The following is a 21,766-nucleotide window of genomic DNA, read 5'->3' on the forward strand; positions in this document are numbered from 1 at the left end:
CACACCCAGCCGTAAAGGCTGCGGAACAAAACTCCTGCTTACCAGGCAGGACCATCGCTCGCCGCATCGGGCAACGTAAAAAAGCAACCAGCGTTCTGCGCTATGCGGCAGCAAGACACCTATACGGTGTGCCTTATTGCTGTCCGTCCGCGGGCGTGTCCAGTCACGTCCGCGCCGGGCAGGCATGCGATCGCGCCTACGGCCGCTCGCCTGGTGTTTCGGCTGCGTCAAAGGGGTTTGCCGCCCATCGCATCCCGCGGAAACGGCCTTCATGCAGCCATGACTGTCCGTCATGAACACGCTGTCAAGGAGAAAGGACGAAGACGATGCAAGAGACAGAATTCTTTCAGCTATCCGCCACCACCGCCATCCTGCTGCTGGTCGGGTTCTATGGCGCGACGTTCCTCATGTCGCTGCTTATCGGCCAGAAGAACGAAAACGTCGATGGCTACATGGTGTCGAACAACGCGGTCGGCTTCGGCCTGTCCACCGCCAGCATGATCGCAACCTGGATCTGGGCCGCATCGTTCTACGCCAGCGCCACCTCGGGCTACAAGTACGGCCTGTCGGGCCCCTTGCACTACGGCTTCTGGGGCGCGCTGATGATTCTCTTCATCTATCCCTTCGGCAAGCGCTTCCGCAAGCTGGCGCCCAAGGCGCATACGCTGGCCGAAGTCATACACGCGCGCCACGGCACCTCCAGCCAGATGATCATGGCGGTGTCGAACATCGTGGGCAGCTGCATCAGCCTGATGGTGAACTTCACGGCGGCGGGCGCGCTGGTCTCGATCCTGAGCCCGCTCACCTTCATCCAGGGCGTGCTCATCGCCGGCCTGGGCGTGCTGTCGTACACGCTGTGGTCGGGATTCCGCACTTCCGTAATGACGGATTTTGCGCAGCTGGCCGCCATGATCATCGCGGCAGTCGTCATCATCCCGCTCATCTTCTTCAACGCGGGCGGACCCGACGTGCTGTCGGAAAACATGTGGCGTCTGAGCGCCGACCAGGCGGACTTCTATTCCACCCGCGCCATCCTGGAACAGGGCGCCCCCTATTTCGTGGCCGTGCTGGCCTACGCCATCGGCAACCAGACCATCGCCCAGCGCCTGTTCGCGGTGCGCGAAGACCTGATCAAGCCCACGTTCCTGACGGCCACGGCGGGATATGGCGCCGTCGTGATCGGACTGGGCATGCTGGGGCTGCTGGCGCTTTTCGTCGGCCTGGAGCCCGCCAACGGCGACATGAACAACATCATCCCGCAGATGGCCTCGACCTACCTGCCGCCCTTCGGCATTGCGCTGTTCTTCCTGCTGGTGGTGGGCTCGCTGTCTTCGACCGCCGACTCCGACCTGGCCGCGCTGTCCGCCATCGTCATGACTGATGTTTACGCCAAGAACCTGGCCGGCGGCCGCCCCGATCCGCGCCGCATGCTGTGGTGGGGCCGTATCACCATGATCGTCGCCACGATGATAGGCGTGATATTCGCCAGCCTGCGCCTGGATATCCTGGTCATGCTGGTGTTCGTCGGCGCGCTGTGGGGCGCCATCGTTTTCCCCGTCATCGCCAGCTTCTACTGGGACCGCGTCGACAACCGCGCCTTCGTCAGCGCCGTGCTCAGCGCCGTGATCCTGTTCACCGTCGTGCGCTTTGAATTGCTACCCATCACCGGCGCGGTCGCCGTGTTCTTCGAGATCTGCTCGGCCATCGGCGGCGGCGTGGTGCTGGGCCTCATGACGTTCGGCTTCTTCGGCCGCACCGCGGCGCTCGCCGTGGGCGCCCTGGGCATGCTGGTCATGCTGCCCGTGTTCGTGGGCACCTTGCGCGAGTACATCGTCCTGATGGGCTCGCTGACCGCCTACGGCGTAAGCGCCACGGTCTGCGCCGGTCTCAGCCTGCGCAACCAGCAGCGCTTCGATTTCAGCCTGTTGGCGGACCGCGTGACTTCCTTCCAGGAAGCGCAGGACGCCCTTTCCGCACCCGCCGTGCAACGCCCCGAAATCCAGCCGGCCCAAGGCTGAGCATCCATTCAGCAACAAGGAGACTGATATGTGGTTGACGTTCTACTTCCTGGTGTGGCCCGCCATTTCCGCCCTCATCCTGGCGCTGCTGTGCGTGACGCTGTGGCGGGACATCCGCGCTGCCAGGCGCAGCGGCCAAGCGATGGTCTGAGGCCGTACGCTGGGGGCCGTTCCATTCACGCCAGCCGCAACGGACGCTGGGCCTGCGACTGCGCTTCAAGGTAGACCGCGTGCGTGTCCGCCACGAAGCGGGACAGGGCGAAGTCCCGCACTGCCTTTTCCCGCGCCGCGCGCCCCATGGGACCCAGTAGCTGCGGTTGCGCCAGGATCTCGCGCAGCACGCCTGCCACGGCCTCGGGCGTGCGCGCCGGGACCACCCAGCCGTCCAGCCCGGGATACACATTCTCGGCCAGCCCGCCGGCATTGCTGACGATGACCGGCACACCCATGGCCATCATCTCGCGGCACGCGAACGAGATGGTCTCCATCTCCGAGGACAGCACAAAGCCCACGTCCAGCGCGGCCACGAAGGACCGCACGTCGTCCAGCAGGCCCGAGAAGATCACCTGGTCTTCCATGCCCAGTTCACGCACCCGCCGGCGCTGAGGTTCGCCGGGAGGCTCGCCAGCGATCATGATGACGATACGCGCCCGCAGCTCGACAGGCAGCAAGGACAGGGCCTCGACCATGTCCGGCCAGCGCTTGTAGTCCGCGGTGCCCGCATTGCTGCCGACCACCAGCCGGCCCGCGTGCGCAGCCGGCAGCCAGCGGCGGCGGGCTTCAGCCCTCGCCTGCGGCGCGGGGGGCATGAACCGCTCCACGTCCACGCCATTGCGCACGGTGCGCAGGCCGCAGCGCCCGAATGCGCTGCCCGCCAGCTTGCGGCGCGTGTGCTCGCACACACAGATGACGCGGTCCGTCGCCAGCCGGGCGCGCAGCGTCGCGCCCAGGCTGCTGGCGATCCGGTCGTTGTGCTGCGTATACACCACCGCAGGGCTGTCCGCCCCCAGCCCCAAGCCTGCCAGCATGCACACACGATGGTCGGCAGAACCGTTGACGTGCGCGATGTCGAAGCGTTCCTGCACCAGCAGTCGCCGCAGGCGCCGTGCATTGGGCAGCGCGGCCAGCAGGCCGCCGCGGAAATCCAGCGCTTCGACCCGCACGCCCGGCATCGCCAGGGCCGTCTTGAACAGCCGGCTGTCTGGCGGCGCCGCCACGACGATATCGTGCGCGCCGCGCAGCGCGCCGGCCAGCGACAGCACATACGTGGTATGCCCGCCGCCATCGCCGCGATGGAAATTGGTGTACAGGATCTTCATCGAGCAACGCCGGTTCAGGCCCTGGACGGACCGGTCCCCGCGGCCGCCATCCGCGCATATCCCCGTGCACGTTTCGGCGCGCAAGGTGCATAATGCGCCGCAACGGCAATTTCATCGTTGGCCGTTTCAAAGCTCTTCGAGACAGATTTTCGAGCACTCACGGATCGCTCCTTGTGTTTCAGCGCCGCCAAGCGGGAACTTGGCAGACACGCTGAACTCTACGCAGTCGGCAATTACAGAAGCCGGACCGACTCATTACATTTGTGCAAGGAATGCGAGGCGCCCCATGCGTATCCTCTTGATCGAAGATGAAAGAAAGCTCGCGGACTACGTCCGCAAAGGATTGACCGAGCACAACTACGTGGTCGACATCGCCCGCGACGGTATCGACGGACGGCACGCCGCCATCGAGGGCGACTACGACGTGGTGGTGCTGGACGTTATGCTGCCCGGCGTCGACGGTTTCGGCGTGCTGGCGGACCTGCGCAAGCACAAGGAAACGCCGGTCCTGATGCTGACCGCCCGCGACAAGGTGGAAGACCGCGTGCGCGGCCTGGAAGGCGGCGCGGACGATTACCTCGTCAAGCCTTTCGCCTTTTCCGAGCTGCTGGCGCGGATCCAGGCCCTGCTGCGCCGCGGCCGCGGGCAGGAGTCGACGCTGCTCAAGCTTGCCGACCTGGAGATGGACCTGGCGCGGCGCAAGGCGCAACGCGGCGGCATGCGCCTGGACCTGACCGCCAAGGAATTCACGCTGCTGACGCTGATGCTGCGCCGCCACGGCCAGGTGCTGTCCCGGACGGTGCTGGCCGAGCAAGTCTGGGACATGAACTTCGACAGCGACACCAACGTCATCGAAGTCGCCGTGCGGCGCCTGCGGGCCAAAATAGACGACCCGTTCGAAACCAAGCTGCTGCATACCGTGCGCGGCATGGGCTACGTGCTGGAGCTGCGCGAAAAATGAAGCTGCCGCGCATCGCTTCGATGGAAATCCGCCTCACGCTGCTGCTCGGCATCATTGCGCTGGTGGTGTCCAGCATCGCCGGCTACACCTTGTTCTGGGCCTTGAAGCGCGAGGTGCAGCGCCAGGAGATCACCGAGGTGGCCGGCAAGCTGGAGCTCATCAACCACCTCATCGGCATGCAGACCACGCTGGCGCAGATGCAGGATCTGCGTGGCGCCCTGGACAACATCATGGTCGGTCACGGCAATCTCAAGACCTGGATCACGCTCGCCGACGGCAGCGTGTTCTACGGCGAGGCGCCGCCCGTGGACGTGCGGCCGCTGTCCGGGCGCGAGATCAGGCTGCACTCGCAGGACGGCTGGAACATGCGCGGGCTGCGCGTGCCGCTGGAAGGCACGCTGCTGCCGGGGGCCGAGCTCACCGTGGCCGTTAACCTGCGCCCTGGCACGCAGTTCCTGTATGCCTTCGCCACCGCGCTGGTCCTGATCTGCGCCACCTGGGTCGGCGCCACGCTGGTGCTGTCGGCATGGGCGGTGCGGCGCTCACTGTCGCCCATCCGCCGCCTGTCCCAGCAGGCCGCCCGGATCCAGCCGGACAATCTTGCCGTGCGCCTGCCGGAACAGGGCATAGACCGCGAGCTGCGCGAATTCACCCATACCTTCAACGGCATGCTGGGCCGGGTGCAAACGGCCTACCAGCAGATGGAAGGCTTCAACGCCGACGTGGCGCACGAACTGCGCACGCCCCTGGCCACGCTGATCAGCGGCGCCGAGGTCATCCTGTCGTCCCCCCGTTCCGAGCAGGAGCTGCGAGAGGTGCTGGAATCCAACCTGGAGGAGCTGGAAGGGCTGAAGGCGCTGGTCAACGACATGCTGTTCCTGGCCCGCGCCGACGGCGGCGAACCAGCGGGGGACCTGCAGGAAGTGGACGTGCGCCGCGAGGTCGCCCGCGTGGCCGAGTACTACGAGGCTGCGCTGGACGAAGCCGGCGTGTCCCTGACCGCGCACGGCGCCGCCATCTTGATGGCCAACCCGCGGCTGTTGCGGCGCGCCATCGCCAACCTGCTCAGCAACGCCATCCGGGCCACGCCGCGGGGACGCGGCATCGACCTCTATTGCATCACCCGGCAAGAGGAGATCGAGATCAGGGTCAGGAATCCAGGCGCGCCGATCGCATCCGAGGCGCTGCCGCGCATCTTCGACCGCTTCTATCGCGGCGACGATGCCCGCAGCCGGCGCGCCGACGGGCACGGCCTGGGCCTGGCCATCGTCCGCGCCATTGCCCGCATGCACGGCGGCAACGCGTTCGCGCGCTGCGGCGGTCAGGGCACCGAGGTCGGCTTCACACTGTCCCGGACGCCGAACATTACAGGAAAGTAATCCTCCCGACAGGTTGCGGTGTGGAGCGCGTCACTAAAGTGGCGCCTCCTACCCCCAATTCGAGTCTAGAGGATACGCATGAAGAAACTGGTGAAACTCGCACAAGGCGCCGTGGCCGCGGGCGTCTTTTTGCTTTCCTTCGGCGCCATGGCTGCCCCCGGCCACGGCGCGGGCCACGGCGGCGGCCATGACGCCGCCGCCCCCATCGGCAAGCCCGGCAACCCCGCCAAGGTCTCGCGCACGATCGTGGTCGACATGACGGATGCAATGCGCTTCACGCCGGACAAGATCGACGTCAAGGCGGGCGAGACCATCCGTTTCAAGGTCACCAACTCCGGCAAGATCCGCCACGAAATGGTGCTGGGCACCACGGCAGACCTGAACAGCCACTACCAGATGATGCTCAAGGACCCGGGCATGCGCCACGAGGAGCCGAACTCCGTGTCCCTGGAAGCGGGCAAGGCCGGCGACATCGTCTGGACCTTCGACAAGGCGGGAACCGTCGCCTTCGCCTGCCTGGAGCCCGGACACTATCCCGCCGGCATGAAGGGCGCGGTTTCCGTCAAGTAATCCACTGCCGGGATGCCGGTCCGGCTACCGGGGAGATAGAGCATGAGTAGAGCAGTTTCGAATCCGCGCCGCCGGTTTGTGCAGGGCCTGGCCACGGGCGGCGCGCTGGCCGGCATGGGTCTGTGGAGCCCGTCTTCTTGGGCGCAGGCCGGCGCCGCCCGGCAGAGCGTGCTGTCGGGGACCGAGTTCAACCTGGAGATCGGCGAGAGTCCCGCCAATTTCACTGGCGCTCCCCGCATCGCAACCACGGTCAACGGCATGCTGCCCGCGCCCACGCTGCGTTGGCGCGAAGGCGACCGCGTCACGCTGCGCGTCACCAACCGCCTGCGCGAAGACACCTCGATCCACTGGCACGGCATCATCCTGCCCACCGGCATGGACGGCGTGCCCGGTCTAAGCTTTCCCGGCATCGCGCCCGGCGAAACCTTCACGTACCAGTTCGACGTGGGGCAAAGCGGCACGTACTGGTATCACAGCCATTCCGGCTTCCAGGAACAAACGGGACTGTACGGCGCCATCGTCATCGACCCCAAGCGCCCGGACCCGGTGCGCGCGGACCGCGACTATGTGGTGCTGTTGTCCGACTGGACCGACGAGGATCCCATGAGCGTGTTCCGCAAGCTCAAGGTGATGCCCGACTACTACAACTACATCCAGCCCACCGTCGGCAGCCTGATCGACGACGCCGAAAAATCCGGCTGGAAGAGTGCGCTGAACGAGCGGCTCATGTGGCAGAAGATGCGCATGAACCAGACCGACCTGGCCGACGTCTCGGGCGCAACCTATACCTTCCTTACCAACGGCAAATCGCCGGCCGGCAACTGGACCGGCCTGTTCCGTCCGGGCGAACGGATCCGCCTGCGCTTCATCAACGGGTCGGCCATGACCTACTTCGACGTGCGCATCCCCGGCCTGAAGATGACGGTGGTGGCCGCCGACGGCCTCGCCGTGCGGCCCGTGGAGGTGGAAGAGTTCCGCATCGCCGTGGCCGAGACCTATGACGTCATCGTCGAACCGCAGGACGAGCGCGCCTACACGATCTTTTCGCAGGCCATGGACCGCTCCGGCTATGCGCGCGGCACGCTGGCCCCGCGCGAGGGCATGCAGGCCGAGATCCCGGCGCTGGACCCGGTGCAGGTGCTGACCATGATGGACATGGGCATGGCGCACGACATGCCCGGCATGGACATGGGCGGCTCGCAAGCGGGGGGAATGGACCACGGCGCTCAGGGCGGCATGAATCACGGCTCCATGGCCGGCATGGACCACGCCGGCATGGCAGGAATGGCAGGCATGAACCATGGCGCGGGCGGCAACGAAGGCGGCATGGTCGAGGTCAAGCATCCCTACCCCGCCGAGTACAGTCCCGCCAACTCCATGGTGCCTGACATCGTTTCGACCCGGCTGGACGATCCAGGCGTGGGCCTGCGCAACAACGGCCGCCGCGTGCTGACCTATGCGGACCTGCACTCCATGGTCGAACCCGCGGACAACCGCCCGCCGACTCGCGAGATCGAACTGCACCTGACCGGCAACATGGACCGCTACATGTGGTCGTTCAACGGGCTGAAGTTCACCGAGGCCAAGCCCATCGTGCTCAAGTATGGCGAGCGCGTGCGCTTCGTGCTGGTCAACGACACCATGATGACGCACCCCATCCACCTGCATGGCTTGTGGAGCGACCTCGAATCCGCCGACGGCAATTTCCAGGTGCGCAAGCACACGATCAGCCTGAACCCGGCGCAGCGCCTCACTTACCGCGTCAGCGCGGACGCGCGCGGCAACTGGGCCTATCACTGCCACTTGCTGTTCCACATGGAGGCCGGCATGTTCCGCGCGGTCGTCGTGGAATAGGGGGAATAATGAGAACAACGACATCCAGAATGCACTGGTCCGGGCTCGTCGCGGGCGCCGCCCTTCTTGCGGCCGCATCCGGACTGGCCCAGGCGCAGGCGCCGGCCGGAAAGATGGACGGCATGGACCATGGCTCGATGCAAGGCATGGACCACAGCTCGATGCCTGGCATGAACCATGGATCGACGCAGGGTCAGAATCCGACCTCGACGAAGAGCATGGCCCCCGGTTCAATGCAAGGCATGGACCACGGCTCGATGCAAGGCATGGATCACAGTTCGATGCCGGGCATGGATCACGGCGCCATGCCCGGCATGGACGAATCCCCGCCCAAAGGCCCGCCGGTGGGATCCCTGCCCTCCAGCGACGGCAGCACGGAGCAGCGCTACGCCGCCTACCGCATCCATCCGCACATGATGGACAACGTCGTCACCAGCCACCTGCTGTTCGACAAGCTTGGCGTCGCCTACGACCGCAACGAACAGACCAGCCTGCAATGGGACGGCCAGTTCTGGATCGGCCGCGATCTGAACAAGCTGTGGATCAAAAGCGAAGGCGATCGCCTGAACGGCAGCACGGACGCCAAGATCGAGGCCTTCTGGAGCCACACGATCTCGCCGTTCTGGGACCTGCAACTCGGTGCGCGGCGCGATTTCGGCACGGGACCGAAGCGCAACTGGGCGGCGTTCGGCGTGCAAGGCGTGGCGCCCTACGGCATCGAAACCGAAATCACCGGCTACGTCGGCGGATCCGGCAGAACCGCGCTGGCGTTGAAGGCGGAATACGACCTGCTGCTCACGCAGCGCCTGATCCTGACGCCTGAAATCGAAGCCAGCCTGAACGGCAAGAATGACGAGGCGCGCGGCGTGGGTTCCGGGCTGTCGGACGCATCGTTCTCCTTGCGGCTGCGCTACGAGGTCACGCGCGAATTCGCCCCGTATGTCGGGGTGTCGTTCGGACGCAAGTTCGGCAAGACCGCCAGCTACGCCAGCGAAGCCGGAGAAAGCCGTTCCGAACGCGCGATCCTGGCCGGCGTGCGCATCTGGTTCTAAGTATCGCCGGCGCTGCAACTCGCGGCGTCGGCCAGAACTTTTTCAACTGCTACGGCCGCATCCGCGCGATCTGTGCTGAAACACGGCCGTTTCCGTCCGAACATTACAGGAATGTAAACCGCCAGCAATGTGACGGTCAGACGCGCCTCCCTATAGTGGCCCCTTTGTCCACACAGCGGCGGAGCGGCAATGCTTGAAGCGATGGATCTTGGTTGCATGCGCGCGGAGCGCCCGCTGTTCAAGCAACTGGCCTTGCAGGTGGCGCCCGGCGAATGCCTCTTCGTCCACGGACGCAACGGCAGCGGCAAGACCAGCCTGCTGCGCATTCTGGCGGGCTTGGCGCAGCCCGCTCGCGGCAAGGTGCTGTGGCAGGGACTCGGCATTTCGCAACTTGGCAGCAACTATCGCAGCCAGTTCTTCTATTTGGGGCATGCCGACGGCCTCAATGGTGAACTCAGCGCTATCCAGAATCTGCGGGCGCTACAGGCCGCAAGCGGACACGCGGAGCGTCCCGCGGCGATTGCCTCCGCGCTGCACGAGGCAGGACTCGACGACAAGCAGCATCTTCCTATCCGCGCCCTGTCGGCTGGCCAGAGGCGGCGGGCGGCCCTCGCCCGCCTGCTTGCCGAATTCCGCCCCCTCTGGATTCTCGACGAACCCGTGACCGCCCTGGACGCCACCGCTCACGCGTGGCTGGCGCGCGCCATGGATCGCCATCTGCGCGATGGCGGCGCGATCGTGGCGACGAGCCATCAGGCGATCGCGCTGGACCATGCGCACAAGCAGATCCGGCTTGGCTCCTAGCGCATGAGTTCCATGCCGAAATTGCTCGCAGCCATTGCGCTGCGCGACCTGCGCATCGCCCAACGGCGCGCCAGCGACACGCTGACGCCGCTGGCCTTCTTCCTGGTGGCTGCCAGCCTGTTTCCCCTGGCGGTCGGCCCCGAACGGGAAACGCTGCGCGTCATTGCGCCAGGCGTGCTCTGGGTGACGGCCTTGCTGTCCTGCCTGATGTCGCTGGGCCGCCTGTTCGAGGCAGACCATCGCGACGGTTCACTGGAGCAGTTGATACTGTCCGCCGCGCCCTTGCCGGTGATCGTGCTGGGCAAGGTAGCTGCCCACTGGCTGCTGTCCGGTTTGCCGCTGACCTTGCTTGCGCCCGTGCTGGGCCTGCAATTCGGCCTGGATGCCTCCGCCCTTCTGATCCTGACGCTGGGCCTGGCCATCGGCACGCCCGCGCTTGGCCTGATCGGCGCCATAGGCGCGGCGCTCACCTTGACCGCGCGCGGCGGCGGCGCGCTGCTGGCCCTGCTGGTGCTGCCCCTCTTCATTCCCATTCTGGTATTCGGCGCGGGCGCTGTGCAGGCAGCGCAAAGCGGCCTGGGCGCGAATGCGCACCTGTCGCTGTTGGGCGCCGTGCTGGCCTTGTCCCTGTTCCTCGCGCCGCAGGGCGCGGCCGCCGCCCTACGCATCTCGCTTGAATGAGGAACCCATGATCCGCTGGTTTCACTATGCCTCGCCCAAGGCCTTCTATCCCCTGGCCGGAAAAGCAATCCCCTGGTTCGCCACGGCAGCGGTCCTGCTGGCCGCGGCCGGCCTCTATATCGGCTTTATCGCCGCGCCCGCCGATTTTCAGCAGGGCCAGGGCTACCGCATCATCTTCGTCCATGTCCCGGTCTCCTGGATGTCGATGTTCGTTTATCTGGTGATGGCGTTCTGGGCGCTGGTCCACCTGGTTTTCAACAGCAGGCTGTCAGCCATGATGATCGCCGCGCTGGCGCCTACCGGCGCGTTGTTCACGTTTCTTTCGCTGTGGACCGGCGCGCTATGGGGCAAGCCCATGTGGGGCGCCTGGTGGGTCTGGGATGCGCGGCTGACTTCGGAATTGATCCTGCTTTTCCTGTACGCGGGCTATATCGCGTTGAGGGCCGCCATCGACGATCCGCAGCGTGCCGACCGCGCCGGATCGGTGCTGGTGCTGGCCGGTGTGGTCAACATTCCCATCATCTATTTCTCGGTGCAATGGTGGAGCACCTTGCATCAGGGCGCTTCGGTCTCGCTGACCGCCGCGCCCAGCATGGCCGGCATCATGCTCGCCGGCATGCTGCTGATGTCCCTGGCCGCGTGGATGTACAGCATCGCAACGGCGCTGGCGCGCCTGCGCTGCATCGTGCTCGAGCGCGAGCGGCACGCGGCCTGGATCCGCGAACAATGGAGTAGCGAATGATGCACTGGTCCAGTCTGGGCGAGTTCCTCGCCATGGGCGGTTATGCGGTTTACGTGTGGGGATCGCTGCTGATGACGGCGTTCCTGCTGGGCAGCGAACAGCTGCTGCTGGCGCGCCGCCGCCGCGCGATCCTGGCGGGGCCGCCCCCCGCTCAATGGCGAGAGGGCGGCGATGAATAAGCGGACACGTCGCTTGTGGCTCGTCCTGGGCGGGCTGGCCTCGGTGGGCGTGGCCAGCGCGCTGGTGCTCAACGCCTTCCAGAGCAATCTGGTGTTCTTCTACACGCCCACCCAGGTCAGCAATAACGAAGCGCCGGCTGGACGCGCCTTCCGCGTGGGCGGCATGGTCGAAGGCGGCAGCGTGCAGCGCACGCCGGGCTCGCTCACCGTCCGTTTCGTCGTGACCGATACGGCCCACACCGTCCGCGTGGCCTATGAAGGCATCCTGCCGGACCTGTTCAGCGAAGGAAAGGGCGTCGTGGCGCAGGGCCGGCTGGACGGCGATGGCCTGTTCCGCGCCGACGAGGTGCTGGCCAAGCATGACGAGAACTACATGCCCCCCGAGGCGCAGCACGCGATCGATCAGGCCGTATCGCAGGCCGCACCGAAGACCGCCCCCCAGGAGGCCCGCTCCCGATGATTCCGGAACTCGCTCATTTCGCCCTGATCCTGACGCTGTTCGTGGCGCTGGTGCAAGGTGCGCTCGCGCTGCGCGGCGCGGCCCTGGACCGCGCGGACTGGATCGCCATTGCGCGGCCCGCCGCGCAGATCCAGTTCCTGCTGGTTTCGTTCAGCCTTGGGGCGCTGATCTGGTCTTTCGCGGCCAAGGACTATTCGGTGGCCTATGTGGCCTACAACTCGAACTCCCAATTGCCCTTGTTCTACCGCATCGCGGCGACCTGGGGCGGGCATGAAGGCTCGCTGCTGCTATGGATGTTCATGCAGACGGGCTGGGCCGGCGCGGTCAGCCTGTTTTCGCGGCAGTTGCCCGACGCCATGGTCGCGCGCGTGCTCGGCGTGCTGGGCCTGATAAGCGCGGGCTTCCTGCTGTTCGTGCTGCTGACGTCGAATCCGTTCGAACGCCTGGTCCCGGCCCCGGCTGACGGATTGGACCTGAACACGCTGCTGCAGGACATCGGCCTGATCTTCCACCCGCCGCTGCTGTACATGGGCTATGTCGGGTTCTCGGTGGCGTTTGCGTTCGCCATCGCCGCGCTGCTGTCGGGCAATCTGGACGCGGTCTGGGCCCGCTGGTCGCGCCCATGGACCACTGCGGCGTGGCTGTTCCTGACGCTGGGCATCGCGGTCGGCAGCTGGTGGGCCTACTACGAGCTGGGTTGGGGCGGCTGGTGGTTCTGGGACCCGGTGGAAAACGCCTCCTTCATCCCCTGGCTGGCCGGCACGGCGCTGATCCACTCGCTGGCCGTGACCGAAAAGCGCGGCAGCTTCAAGAGCTGGACCGTGCTGCTGGCGATCGGCACGTTTGCGCTGGCCTTGCTGGGCGCGTTCCTGGTGCGTTCGGGCGTGCTGACCTCGGTGCATGCGTTCGCGACGGACCCGGCGCGCGGCGTATTCATCCTGGCGCTGTTCACCGCCACGGTCGGCAGCTCTCTGTTCCTGTATGCCCTGCGCGCGCCCCGGATCGGCCACGGCGGCCAGTTCGCGTTCGTATCGCGCGAATCGCTATTGCTGGTCAACAACGTGCTGCTGGCGGTTGCCGCCACGAGCGTGTTGCTGGGCACGCTATATCCGCTGCTCATCGACGCGCTGGGCCTGGGCAAGCTGTCGGTCGGACCACCCTACTTCAACGCGGTCTTCGTGCCGCTGATGGTGCCCGCGCTGCTGCTCATGGCGGTGGGGCCCATGGCCAACTGGAAATCGGCCGATGCTGGCAGCCTGCTCAAACGCCTGTCGATTCCCGCGGCGCTGGCCGTGCTGGCGGGCGTGGGCGTTCCCCTGCTCTTCGAGCGTTGGTCCGGAGGCACGGCGCTGGGGCTGGGACTGGCCGCGTGGTTGGCGACCGCCATCGCCGTGGACGTCGTCAAGCGCATCCGCGCGACCCGCGACCGCTGGTGGCGCCAGCCACGCAGCTGGCTGGGCATGCATCTGGCTCACCTGGGCGTGGCGGTGTTCATCACCGGGGTTACGCTGGTGGGCAGCTACGAGACCGAACAGGATCTGCTGATGCAGCCCGGGCAAAGCGCGCCAGTGGCTTCGTATCGCGTCGAATTCAAGGGCGTGGCGCGCGTGCGCGGCCCGAACTACGAATCCGATATGGGCACCTTCGCGCTCTACCGCGGCGAAAAGCGCCTGCGCGACCTGCATCCAGAAAAGCGCACTTATGCGTCCTCGGCGCTGCCGATGACGGAGGCGGCCATCGCCGCCAACGGCCTGCGCCATGTCTACGTCGCCCTGGGCGAACCCATGGAGCAAGGCGCCTGGAGCGTGCGCCTGTACTACAAGCCGTTCGTCGACTGGATCTGGGGCGGCTGCATCCTCATGGCCCTGGGCGGGCTGCTGGCGATCAGCGATCCGCGCTACCGCCTGAAGCGCCGCGAGAAAAAACAGCCGCAACGCGCAGTACCGCAGGCGCCGGCGGAGGCCCGGCCATGAGCCGCTACATCTGGCCCCTGGCGGGCTTCGTGGTGCTGGTGTTCTTTCTAGGAATAGGCCTGACCCTCAACCCGTCCGAAGTGCCGTCGCCGCTGATCGACAAGCCCGCTCCCGCGTTTGCCCTGCCCGAACTGCATGAGCCCCAGAAGACCTTCACGCCTGAGAGCATGAAAGGCCGGGTATGGGTGCTGAACGTCTGGGCGTCCTGGTGCTATGCCTGCCTGACGGAACACCCCTATATCCAGGAGTTGTCGTCGCAGCACGGCGTGCCTGTCATAGGCTTGAACTACAAGGACATACGGGACGAAGCCATCGCCTGGCTGGCGCGCAACGGCGATTCCTACGAGGCGTCCGTGTCCGACACCGACGGCAAGGTCGGCATCGACTACGGCGTCTACGGCGTGCCGGAGACCTTCGTCATCGACCAGGCCGGGACCATCCGCTACAAGCACATCGGCCCGGTGACGCGCGAATCGCTGCGCGACACCCTGCTTCCGCTGATCCGGGGGCTGCAATGAAGATACTCCTGCGCGTATTCGCGCTATCGCTGGCGTTGGGCTACGGCGCGGGCGCCCAAGGCTCGACTGACGACCGCCGCGTCACCGAGATCGCCTCGGAACTGCGCTGCCTGGTCTGCCAGAACGAATCCATTGCCGCCTCGCGCGCCGACCTCGCCGTCGATCTGCGCCGCGAGATCCGTCAGCAGCTGGACGCCGGAAAATCCGAGGCCGACATCCTGGCCTATATGGAGGCCAGGTACGGCGACTTCATCCTCTACCGGCCGCGCCTGAAAGCCTCCACGCTGCTGCTCTGGTTCGGCCCCGCCGCGCTGCTGGCCGCCGGGCTGGCCGCGCTGGCCCTGACCTTGCGCCGGCGCAGGCTGCGCCAGCGCCGCCCCGCGCTGACGCCTGCCGAGCGCCGGACTGCCGACGCCCTGCTGGGCGTCGACGCTGAAAAAGGATCTGGAACATGACTCAGCTCTTCTATCTGTCGGCCGCGTTGATGGCCGCCGTCGTCACCCTATGGCTGATCGCCGCCCTGCGGCGTGCGCCCGCCGCCAGCGCCGCCAACAAGCGCCGGGCGGCGAACGTGGCGGTGCTGCGCGACCAGCTGCGCGAGCTGGAGCGGGACCGCGCCAACGGCATCCTCTCGCAAGACGCCTTCGCCGAAGCGCGCACCGAGCTACAGCGGCTGGCGCTGGAAGAAGCCGGCGAAACGCAAGACCGTGCCACGGCGACGAACCCCGGCCGGCTGCTGCCTGCGAGCCTGGCCCTCGCGCTGCCTCTGGCCGCCATAATTGCCTATGTGGCGCTGGGCAACCCCGCCGCCATCGCCCCGCCTCAGGCGCCTGTCGCACAACCCGAGGTCACCGCCGCCGACATCCGGGCCATGGTGGCCAAACTTGAGACCCGCCTGGCGAGCAATCCCGACGACTATCAGGGGTGGCTGATGCTGGCCCGTTCCCACCGCTACTTCGGCCGGCACGCCGACGCGGTCCAGTCCTTTGCGCGGGCCGCGCCGGTGGTGGACAGCAACCCGGCAGCCCTGGCCGAGTACGCCGAATCGCTGGTGCTCAGCGCCAACCGGGGTTTCGGCGGACAGCCTGACCAGCTGTTGCGGCGCGCGCTGGACCTCAACCCCGAGGAGCCGCTGGCCCTGATGCTGGCGGGCGCAAGCCGCTTTGACCAGCGCGATTTCCCGACGGCCATCGATTTCTGGCAACGCCTGCTGGCCAGGCTGCCTGCCGGCAGCGACATGGCGCGCACCGTCAATGAGGGCATCACGCTGGCCCGCCAGCGCCAGCGCGAGGGCGCTGCGCCATGATCGCGGCGGCCCGTCATGCTTGACCTGTCCCTCATCGGCTTGGCCACCGCCTTCATCGCGGGGACCGCATCGTTCCTGTCGCCTTGCGTGCTGCCGCTGGTGCCAGGCTATCTGTCTTACATCGCGGGCGGATCCGGCGCGTCCGCGGATGATGGCCGTGCGCTGCGCTGGCGCATGCTGGGGCTGGCGGCCTGCTTCGTCGCCGGCTTCTCTACTGTCTTTGTCATCTTCGGGGCCAGCGTCACGGCGCTGAGCCGCCTGCTGCTGTCCTACCGCTACGAACTGAACCTGGCCGCAGGCGCCATCATCGCGCTGGCGGGCTTGATGTTGCTGGGCGTCCTGCGCCTGCCCGCCTGGGCGCAGCGCTACTACCGGTTCGATCCGGCGGGTCAGGGCAGCCCCGGCAGCGCCGCGATCCTGGGCGCCGCGTTCGGATTCGGCTGGACGCCTTGCATCGGCCCGATCCTGGCCGGCATCCTGGCGCTGGGCGCGGCCTCGGCCAGTGTGGGCCAGGGCGTGGCCCTGCTGGGCGTCTACGCACTGGGACTGGGCGTCCCCTTTTTAGCGGCAGCCTGGTTCATGAGCCCCTTCCTGCGCCGCATGCAGGGCCTGCAACGCGCCGGCCGAATCCTGCGGATCCTGACCGGGCTGATCCTGATCGTGATGGGCTGGGCCATCGCCACCGGCCAATTGGCCCGTTTCGCCATCTGGATGCTGCTGACCTTCCCCGCCTTGGGCAGACTGGGCTGAGCCAGGTCAAAACTCGTCCGATCAAACGCTTGACCTTGACATCATTGGAATCTTTATAGTGACACCCATCAGCAGGAAATTCCAAGTTTTCAAGGAGCGGATATGAGTGCCATCCCAGCAGACAGCGTCGCGGTCAGCCTGCCTATCGAAGGCATGACCTGCGCCTCGTGCGTGGGCCGGGTCGAAAAGGCCTTGAAGGCCGTGCCGGGCGTCAATCAGGCCAGCGTCAACCTGGCGACCGAACGCGCCGACATCACGTTTGCAGGGGCGCCGGACGTCGCCGCCGCCGTGCAGGCGGTGCAGAAGGCGGGTTACGCCGTCGCCGAAACCACGATCGAACTGTCGGTCACCGGCATGACCTGCGCCTCCTGCGTGGGCCGCGTCGAAAAAGCCCTGAAGGCGGTGCCCGGCGTCAGCAGCGCCAGCGTCAACCTCGCTACCGAGCGCGCCAGCATCACCGCGGCCGGCGGCGTGCCCGCCAGCGCCCTGATCCAGGCGGTGGCCAAGGCCGGCTACGAAGCCAAGCCCCTGGCCGCCGAAGCCAGCGACACCGACGCCGTGGCCGAACGCCAGGCCGCCGAGCTGAAGTCACTGAAGCGCGCGCTGACCGTCGCCACGATCTTCGCGCTGCCGGTGTTCATCCTGGAAATGGGCGCGCACATCGTGCCGGCGTTCCACCACGTCATCGCCGAAACCATCGGCACGCAGAACAGCTGGTACCTGCAATTCGTGCTGGCCAGCATCGTGCTGTTCGGCCCCGGCCTGCGCTTCTTCAAGAAAGGTATCCCCGCGCTGCTGCGCGGCGCGCCCGACATGAACTCGCTGGTGGCGGTGGGCACGTCCGCCGCCTATGCCTATTCGGTGGTCGCCACCTTCGCGGCCGGACTGCTGCCCGCCGGCACCGTCAACGTCTATTACGAGGCCGCCGCGGTCATCGTGGCGCTGATCCTGCTGGGCCGTTACATGGAGGCACGCGCCAAGGGCAACACGTCCGAGGCCATCAAGCGCCTGCTCGGCCTGCAGGCCAAGACCGCGCGCGTCGTGCGCAACGGCGCGACGCTGGAACTCGCCATCGAGGAAGTGGTGGCGGGCGACCTGATCGAAGTCCGCCCCGGCGAACGCATCCCGGTGGATGGCGAGGTGGTGGAAGGCAACAGCTTCATCGACGAGTCCATGATCAGCGGCGAGCCCGTGCCCGTCGAAAAGCAGCCCGGCTCCGAAGTGGTCGGCGGCACCGTCAACCAGAACGGCGCGCTGACGTTCCGCGCCACCAAGGTCGGCGGCGACACGCTGCTGGCGCAGATCATCCGCATGGTCGAACAGGCGCAAGGCTCCAAGCTGCCGATCCAGGCCCTGGTGGACCGCATCACCATGTGGTTCGTGCCTGCCGTCATGGCGGCGGCCGTCGTGACCTTCATCATCTGGCTGACGTTCGGCCCCGAACCCGCCCTGACCTTCGCGCTGGTCAATGCCGTGGCCGTGCTGATCATCGCCTGCCCCTGCGCCATGGGCCTGGCCACGCCGACCTCCATCATGGTGGGCACGGGCCGCGCCGCGCAGATGGGCGTGCTGTTCCGCAAGGGCGAAGCGCTGCAATCGCTGAAGGACGCGCAGGTCGTGGCCGTGGACAAGACCGGCACGCTGACCAAGGGCCGTCCCGAGCTGACCGACCTGATCGTTGCACAGGGCTTCGAACGCGCTGCGGTGCTGGGCAAGGTTGCCACCGTCGAGGCCAAGTCGGAACACCCGATCGCCCAAGCCATCGTGGATGCGGCGCGCGCCGAGAACATTGCGCTGGGCACGATTTCGCAATTCGAATCGATCACCGGCTTTGGCGTCAGCGCCCGGGTCGACGGCGACCTGGTCGAGATCGGCGCCGACCGCTTCATGCGCGAACTGGGCCTGAGCGTCGAGTCCTTCGGTTCGGACGCCGCGCGCCTGGGCGACGAAGGCAAGACGCCGCTGTACGCCGCCATCAACGGCCAGCTGGCCGCCATGATCGCCGTGGCTGACCCCATCAAGGAAACCACGGCCGCCGCGATCCGCGCCCTGCATGACCTGGGTCTGAAAGTCGCGATGATCACCGGCGACAACCGCCGCACCGGCGAGGCCATCGCCCGCCAGCTCGGCATCGACGAAGTCGTCGCCGAAGTGCTGCCCGACGGCAAGGTCGCGGCGGTGCAGCGCCTGAAGCAGCAGTACGGTCCCATCGCCTACGTGGGCGACGGCATCAACGATGCGCCGGCCCTGGCCGAAGCGGACGTGGGCCTGGCCATCGGCACCGGCACGGACATCGCCATCGAAGCCGCCGACGTGGTGCTGATGTCGGGAGACCTGGGCGGCGTGCCCAACGCCATCGCGCTGTCCAAGGCCACCATCCGCAACATCAAGCAGAACCTGTTCTGGGCGTTTGCCTACAACGTGGCGCTGATCCCGGTAGCGGCAGGCTTGCTGTATCCGGTCAACGGCAGCCTGCTGTCTCCGGTGTTCGCGGCGGGCGCGATGGCCTTGTCCAGCGTGTTCGTGCTGAGCAACGCGTTGCGGCTGCGCCGCTTCGCCGCGCCCTTCCCGGCCCGCGGCTGAGCGGGGCTTCCCGGCAGCCGCCGGGAAGCGCTCTTCCCGCAGGTTCTACTGCTTCGGCGCGCTGGCCACCAGCGCGCCGAATTTCTTGTCCAGCTCCGCCAGCGCATCGTTGATGTGGGCGCGGCGCGCCTTGATCCAGGCGTCCTGCTCAGCCAGCTGCGCGCGCGCTTCCTTCAGCATGCGCTCCATTTCCGCCGGCTGCGGACCGCCCGAAGTGGCGCGGTTCTTGACGATGGCCACGGGATCCAGCGTGGAGCGGAACTCCGCCTCGCTCATCGGCAGTTCGTTGCCGTACTTCGAGTCCTTCATGGCGTCCGCATAGATACGGCGCGCCTGCTCATACGGGAAGTCCAGCGGCTTGATGTTGTTGGCCTTGGCGTAGCTGACGACCTCGGACGCAAAGTGGTGGCCGTCGCGGAACGGCAGCTTGTACTTGCGCATCAGCACGTCGGCCAGTTCCTGCGAGGCCGTCCAGTCGCTGTTCAGTTCTTCCAGCGCGCGGTCGGGGCTGAGGACCATGGCCTTCAACACCCGGTCCCAGCGCTTGAGCGCCGAAATCCCGGCATCCACCATGGCGGAATTCTGCTTCACGTCCTTCGGATCGCTCATGCCTGGCGTGATGTTGTGCGTCTGCACCACCGGCCCCATGGCCAGCGTCACGGCCGTGGAGGCATCGCTGCGGGTATCGTTGAGCAGGCCGGGATTGCGCTTCTGCGGCATCGCGCTGGACACGTAAGTGTTGCCGCCCCCCTCTTCCAGCAGGATCCAGGGACGCGGCTGGGCGTACTGGGTCATTACGTCCTCGACAAAATTGCCGGTGCGCAGCGCAATGCTGGTGACGATGGAGGCGACTTCCACCGGCTGATCCATGGACGAGATCTGCGAGGCGTCATAGGCGTTGTCCACCAGTGCGGCGAAGCCCAGGTACTGCGCCATGCGCTTGCGGTCCAGCGGCCAGCTGGTGCCGTTGAGCACCGTCGTGCCCATCGGCGAACGGTCGATGCGCACGTAGGCCTCACGGATGCGCTGGGCGTCGCGGGCCAGGCCGGCGGCCTGCCCCAGCAGATAGTGTCCATAGCTGTTAGGCTGCGCCGCCACGCCATTGGTGTAGTTCGGCACGATGGTAGCTGCATGCTTGCCCGCCAGTTCCACCAGCGTGGTGGAGGTGGCGTTCAGCTGGGCCGCCAGGTCCAGCAGCTTGTCGCGCAGGATGGCGCTGCGGTAGGTCGCGTGCATGTCCTGGCTGGAGCGCCCCGCGTGCAGCAGCGTCACATCCTCGCCCGCCGCCTTGATCAGCAGCGGCTCGAAGGTGATGACGCTGGCCGGGCGCTTGGCGCCCGGCTGGTTGCCGTCGTTGATCACCTTGGCCACGCCGGCCGCCAGTCGCGGCGCCATGGACTTGTCCAGCAGCCCCTCGTCCGTGTTGATGACGGCAGTGGCCTTGTTGATCTCGCCCAGCCAGAAGAACGGATCGCGCGGCACGGAGGCCGCGGGCTGGGCTTGCTGGGCCGATGCCTGCGCGCCGAGCGTCAAGGCAAGCGCGGCGCCCAGGGCGGGAAGTAGATGTCTCATGGCTGTCTCGTTAAGATGGCGAGCGGCCAGTGTATCGACGGGCCTGACGGGGGGAAATGGCGGATTTCACCGAGCCAGGCGGGATTTCCTGACGATTTCCTTTAACATACCGCGCAAAAACCACGACATTCGCCCATGCCCCGTCCGAATCTGACCAACGCCGAAACCCTGTGCCAGATCGCCAAGCTGGGCAGCTTCCGCGCTGCGGCCGAACGGCTGCACACTTCCCAACCCGCCGTCTCGGCGCGCATGAAAGAGCTGGAGCAGTCGCTGGGCTTTCCGCTGTTCGAAAAGCGCGGCCGCCGGCTGGAACTGACGGTGCCCGCACGCCGCTTCGTCGAACGCGTGGAACCGCTGCTGCTGGCGGTGGAAGACGCCTTCACCGACGCGGAGGCCGTCAACAACGCGGCCGGCACGGTGCGCATCGGCATGGGCGAGATTTCCATGACCTGGTTTTCACGCGTGGTGCCCGAGCTGCGCCGCGCCCTGCCGCGCGTTTCCTACGAGATCGAGCTGGACCTGGCGATCAAGCTGCAGGAGCACCTGACGTCCGGCGCGCTGGACATTGCCATCATGGCCAATCATCTGCGCGACGACCAGTTCATCTGCGAATCGCTGGGCACGACCCGCATGTCGTGGATGGTCTCGTCCCGGCTGCTTAGCGACGCGGAAGGCAAGCCCCGCAGCATGCAATCGCTACTGCAAACCGAGCCGCTGTGGTGCGTATCGCGTCCGTCGGGCTTCTTTGGCCCGGCGCAGGACGAGTTGCGCGACATGGGCGCCAACCTGGACAACATCTGCAGCTGCAATCGCCTGAACAGCCTGATCGAAGTCGTCGAGGCGGGCGGCGGCATCGCGCAGTTGCCGGAAATGATGGTGGCCGAACAAGTTCGCGCCGGCACCCTGGTGCTGGTGGACCCGGCGCTGACGCCGCTGACGCTGGAGTTCACCATCGCCATCCACCGCAACCAGGGCCAGTCCGTCGTCCATCAGGTCGCCGAAGCCCTTGCCCGGCTGGGCAAGGCGGCTACCGGCCACGCCTGAG

21 protein-coding genes are annotated in these 21,766 nt (G+C 66.7%); 19 read left to right on the forward strand and 2 right to left on the reverse strand.

The window, feature by feature from the left end; translation table 11 throughout:
* Positions 1-326 precede the first annotated feature (326 nt).
* Both IB258_RS15210 and IB258_RS30375 read left to right on the forward strand, forming a co-directional pair.
* Complete coding sequence (locus IB258_RS15210; protein ID WP_054452087.1) at positions 327-2,018, forward strand: sodium:solute symporter family protein; 1,692 nt, start codon at positions 327-329, stop codon at positions 2,016-2,018.
* 28 nt (positions 2,019-2,046) lie between these two features.
* Positions 2,047-2,169, forward strand: a complete 123-nt coding sequence (locus IB258_RS30375; protein WP_208949752.1) for a putative transporter small subunit — start codon at positions 2,047-2,049, stop codon at positions 2,167-2,169.
* Positions 2,170-2,194: 25 nt separating this feature from the next.
* Here the strand turns inward: IB258_RS30375 and IB258_RS15215 are convergent, their stop codons facing one another.
* A complete protein-coding gene (locus IB258_RS15215) occupies positions 2,195-3,337 on the reverse strand; it encodes a glycosyltransferase (protein ID WP_054452088.1) in 1,143 nt (380 codons plus the stop codon).
* A 286-nt stretch (positions 3,338-3,623) separates the two neighbouring features.
* Between IB258_RS15215 and IB258_RS15220 the strand changes: the two genes are divergently transcribed.
* The 16 genes from IB258_RS15220 (at position 3,624) to IB258_RS15295 (ending at position 19,149) form a co-directional block, all read left to right on the forward strand.
* Positions 3,624-4,298, forward strand: coding sequence for a heavy metal response regulator transcription factor (locus IB258_RS15220; RefSeq protein ID WP_119450383.1), 675 nt, complete (start codon positions 3,624-3,626; stop codon positions 4,296-4,298).
* Complete coding sequence (locus IB258_RS15225) at positions 4,295-5,677, forward strand: heavy metal sensor histidine kinase (protein WP_192352804.1); 1,383 nt, start codon at positions 4,295-4,297, stop codon at positions 5,675-5,677. The genes IB258_RS15220 and IB258_RS15225 overlap by 4 nt, the downstream gene beginning before the upstream one ends.
* Before the next feature lie 78 nt (positions 5,678-5,755).
* A complete protein-coding gene (locus tag IB258_RS15230; RefSeq protein WP_042795260.1) occupies positions 5,756-6,247 on the forward strand; it encodes a plastocyanin/azurin family copper-binding protein in 492 nt (163 codons plus the stop codon).
* A gap of 42 nt (positions 6,248-6,289) precedes the next feature.
* On the forward strand, positions 6,290-8,101 hold the full coding sequence (locus IB258_RS15235) for a copper resistance system multicopper oxidase (RefSeq protein ID WP_192352805.1): 1,812 nt from the start codon (positions 6,290-6,292) through the stop codon (positions 8,099-8,101).
* Positions 8,102-8,109: 8 nt separating this feature from the next.
* Complete coding sequence (locus IB258_RS15240) at positions 8,110-9,153, forward strand: copper resistance protein B (protein ID WP_370539833.1); 1,044 nt, start codon at positions 8,110-8,112, stop codon at positions 9,151-9,153.
* A 189-nt stretch (positions 9,154-9,342) separates the two neighbouring features.
* Positions 9,343-9,957 carry a cytochrome c biogenesis heme-transporting ATPase CcmA gene (ccmA, locus tag IB258_RS15245; protein ID WP_125472239.1) on the forward strand — a complete coding sequence of 205 codons (615 nt, stop codon included), beginning with the start codon at positions 9,343-9,345 and terminating at the stop codon, positions 9,955-9,957.
* Positions 9,958-9,969: 12 nt separating this feature from the next.
* Positions 9,970-10,638, forward strand: a complete 669-nt coding sequence (gene ccmB, locus IB258_RS15250; RefSeq protein ID WP_192352806.1) for a heme exporter protein CcmB — start codon at positions 9,970-9,972, stop codon at positions 10,636-10,638.
* A 7-nt stretch (positions 10,639-10,645) separates the two neighbouring features.
* Positions 10,646-11,380 carry a heme ABC transporter permease CcmC gene (ccmC, locus tag IB258_RS15255; RefSeq protein ID WP_042795263.1) on the forward strand — a complete coding sequence of 245 codons (735 nt, stop codon included), beginning with the start codon at positions 10,646-10,648 and terminating at the stop codon, positions 11,378-11,380.
* Positions 11,377-11,559, forward strand: coding sequence for a heme exporter protein CcmD (gene ccmD, locus IB258_RS15260; RefSeq protein WP_370539834.1), 183 nt, complete (start codon positions 11,377-11,379; stop codon positions 11,557-11,559). The genes ccmC and ccmD overlap by 4 nt, the downstream gene beginning before the upstream one ends.
* Positions 11,552-12,019, forward strand: a complete 468-nt coding sequence (gene ccmE, locus IB258_RS15265; protein WP_175159888.1) for a cytochrome c maturation protein CcmE — start codon at positions 11,552-11,554, stop codon at positions 12,017-12,019. The genes ccmD and ccmE overlap by 8 nt, the downstream gene beginning before the upstream one ends.
* The gene (locus IB258_RS15270; protein WP_192352807.1) at positions 12,016-13,992 is read left to right on the forward strand and encodes a heme lyase CcmF/NrfE family subunit; all 1,977 of its coding nucleotides are present in this window, start codon (positions 12,016-12,018) and stop codon (positions 13,990-13,992) included. Before ccmE ends, IB258_RS15270 begins: the two co-directional genes overlap by 4 nt.
* Positions 13,989-14,510: a DsbE family thiol:disulfide interchange protein gene (locus IB258_RS15275; protein ID WP_054452096.1), complete on the forward strand. Its 522-nt coding sequence runs from the start codon at positions 13,989-13,991 to the stop codon at positions 14,508-14,510. Before IB258_RS15270 ends, IB258_RS15275 begins: the two co-directional genes overlap by 4 nt.
* A complete protein-coding gene (locus IB258_RS15280; RefSeq protein WP_082400815.1) occupies positions 14,507-14,965 on the forward strand; it encodes a cytochrome c-type biogenesis protein in 459 nt (152 codons plus the stop codon). Before IB258_RS15275 ends, IB258_RS15280 begins: the two co-directional genes overlap by 4 nt.
* A complete protein-coding gene (ccmI, locus tag IB258_RS15285) occupies positions 14,962-15,816 on the forward strand; it encodes a c-type cytochrome biogenesis protein CcmI (RefSeq protein ID WP_192352808.1) in 855 nt (284 codons plus the stop codon). The genes IB258_RS15280 and ccmI overlap by 4 nt, the downstream gene beginning before the upstream one ends.
* 15 nt (positions 15,817-15,831) lie before the next feature.
* Positions 15,832-16,566, forward strand: coding sequence for a cytochrome c biogenesis CcdA family protein (locus tag IB258_RS15290; protein ID WP_054452098.1), 735 nt, complete (start codon positions 15,832-15,834; stop codon positions 16,564-16,566).
* 102 nt (positions 16,567-16,668) lie between these two features.
* Positions 16,669-19,149, forward strand: coding sequence for a heavy metal translocating P-type ATPase (locus tag IB258_RS15295; RefSeq protein ID WP_192329427.1), 2,481 nt, complete (start codon positions 16,669-16,671; stop codon positions 19,147-19,149).
* A gap of 45 nt (positions 19,150-19,194) precedes the next feature.
* On the opposite strand, the gene IB258_RS15300 is transcribed toward IB258_RS15295, so the two are convergent.
* Positions 19,195-20,721 carry an argininosuccinate lyase gene (locus IB258_RS15300; protein ID WP_192352809.1) on the reverse strand — a complete coding sequence of 509 codons (1,527 nt, stop codon included), beginning with the start codon at positions 20,719-20,721 and terminating at the stop codon, positions 19,195-19,197.
* 135 nt (positions 20,722-20,856) lie between these two features.
* Between IB258_RS15300 and IB258_RS15305 the strand changes: the two genes are divergently transcribed.
* Positions 20,857-21,765, forward strand: coding sequence for a LysR family transcriptional regulator (locus IB258_RS15305; RefSeq protein ID WP_054452101.1), 909 nt, complete (start codon positions 20,857-20,859; stop codon positions 21,763-21,765).
* Position 21,766: the final 1 nt, after the last annotated feature.

The organism is Achromobacter sp. ACM02, from assembly GCF_014851605.1.
Taxonomy (GTDB): Bacteria; Pseudomonadota; Gammaproteobacteria; order Burkholderiales; family Burkholderiaceae_B; genus Achromobacter; species Achromobacter aegrifaciens.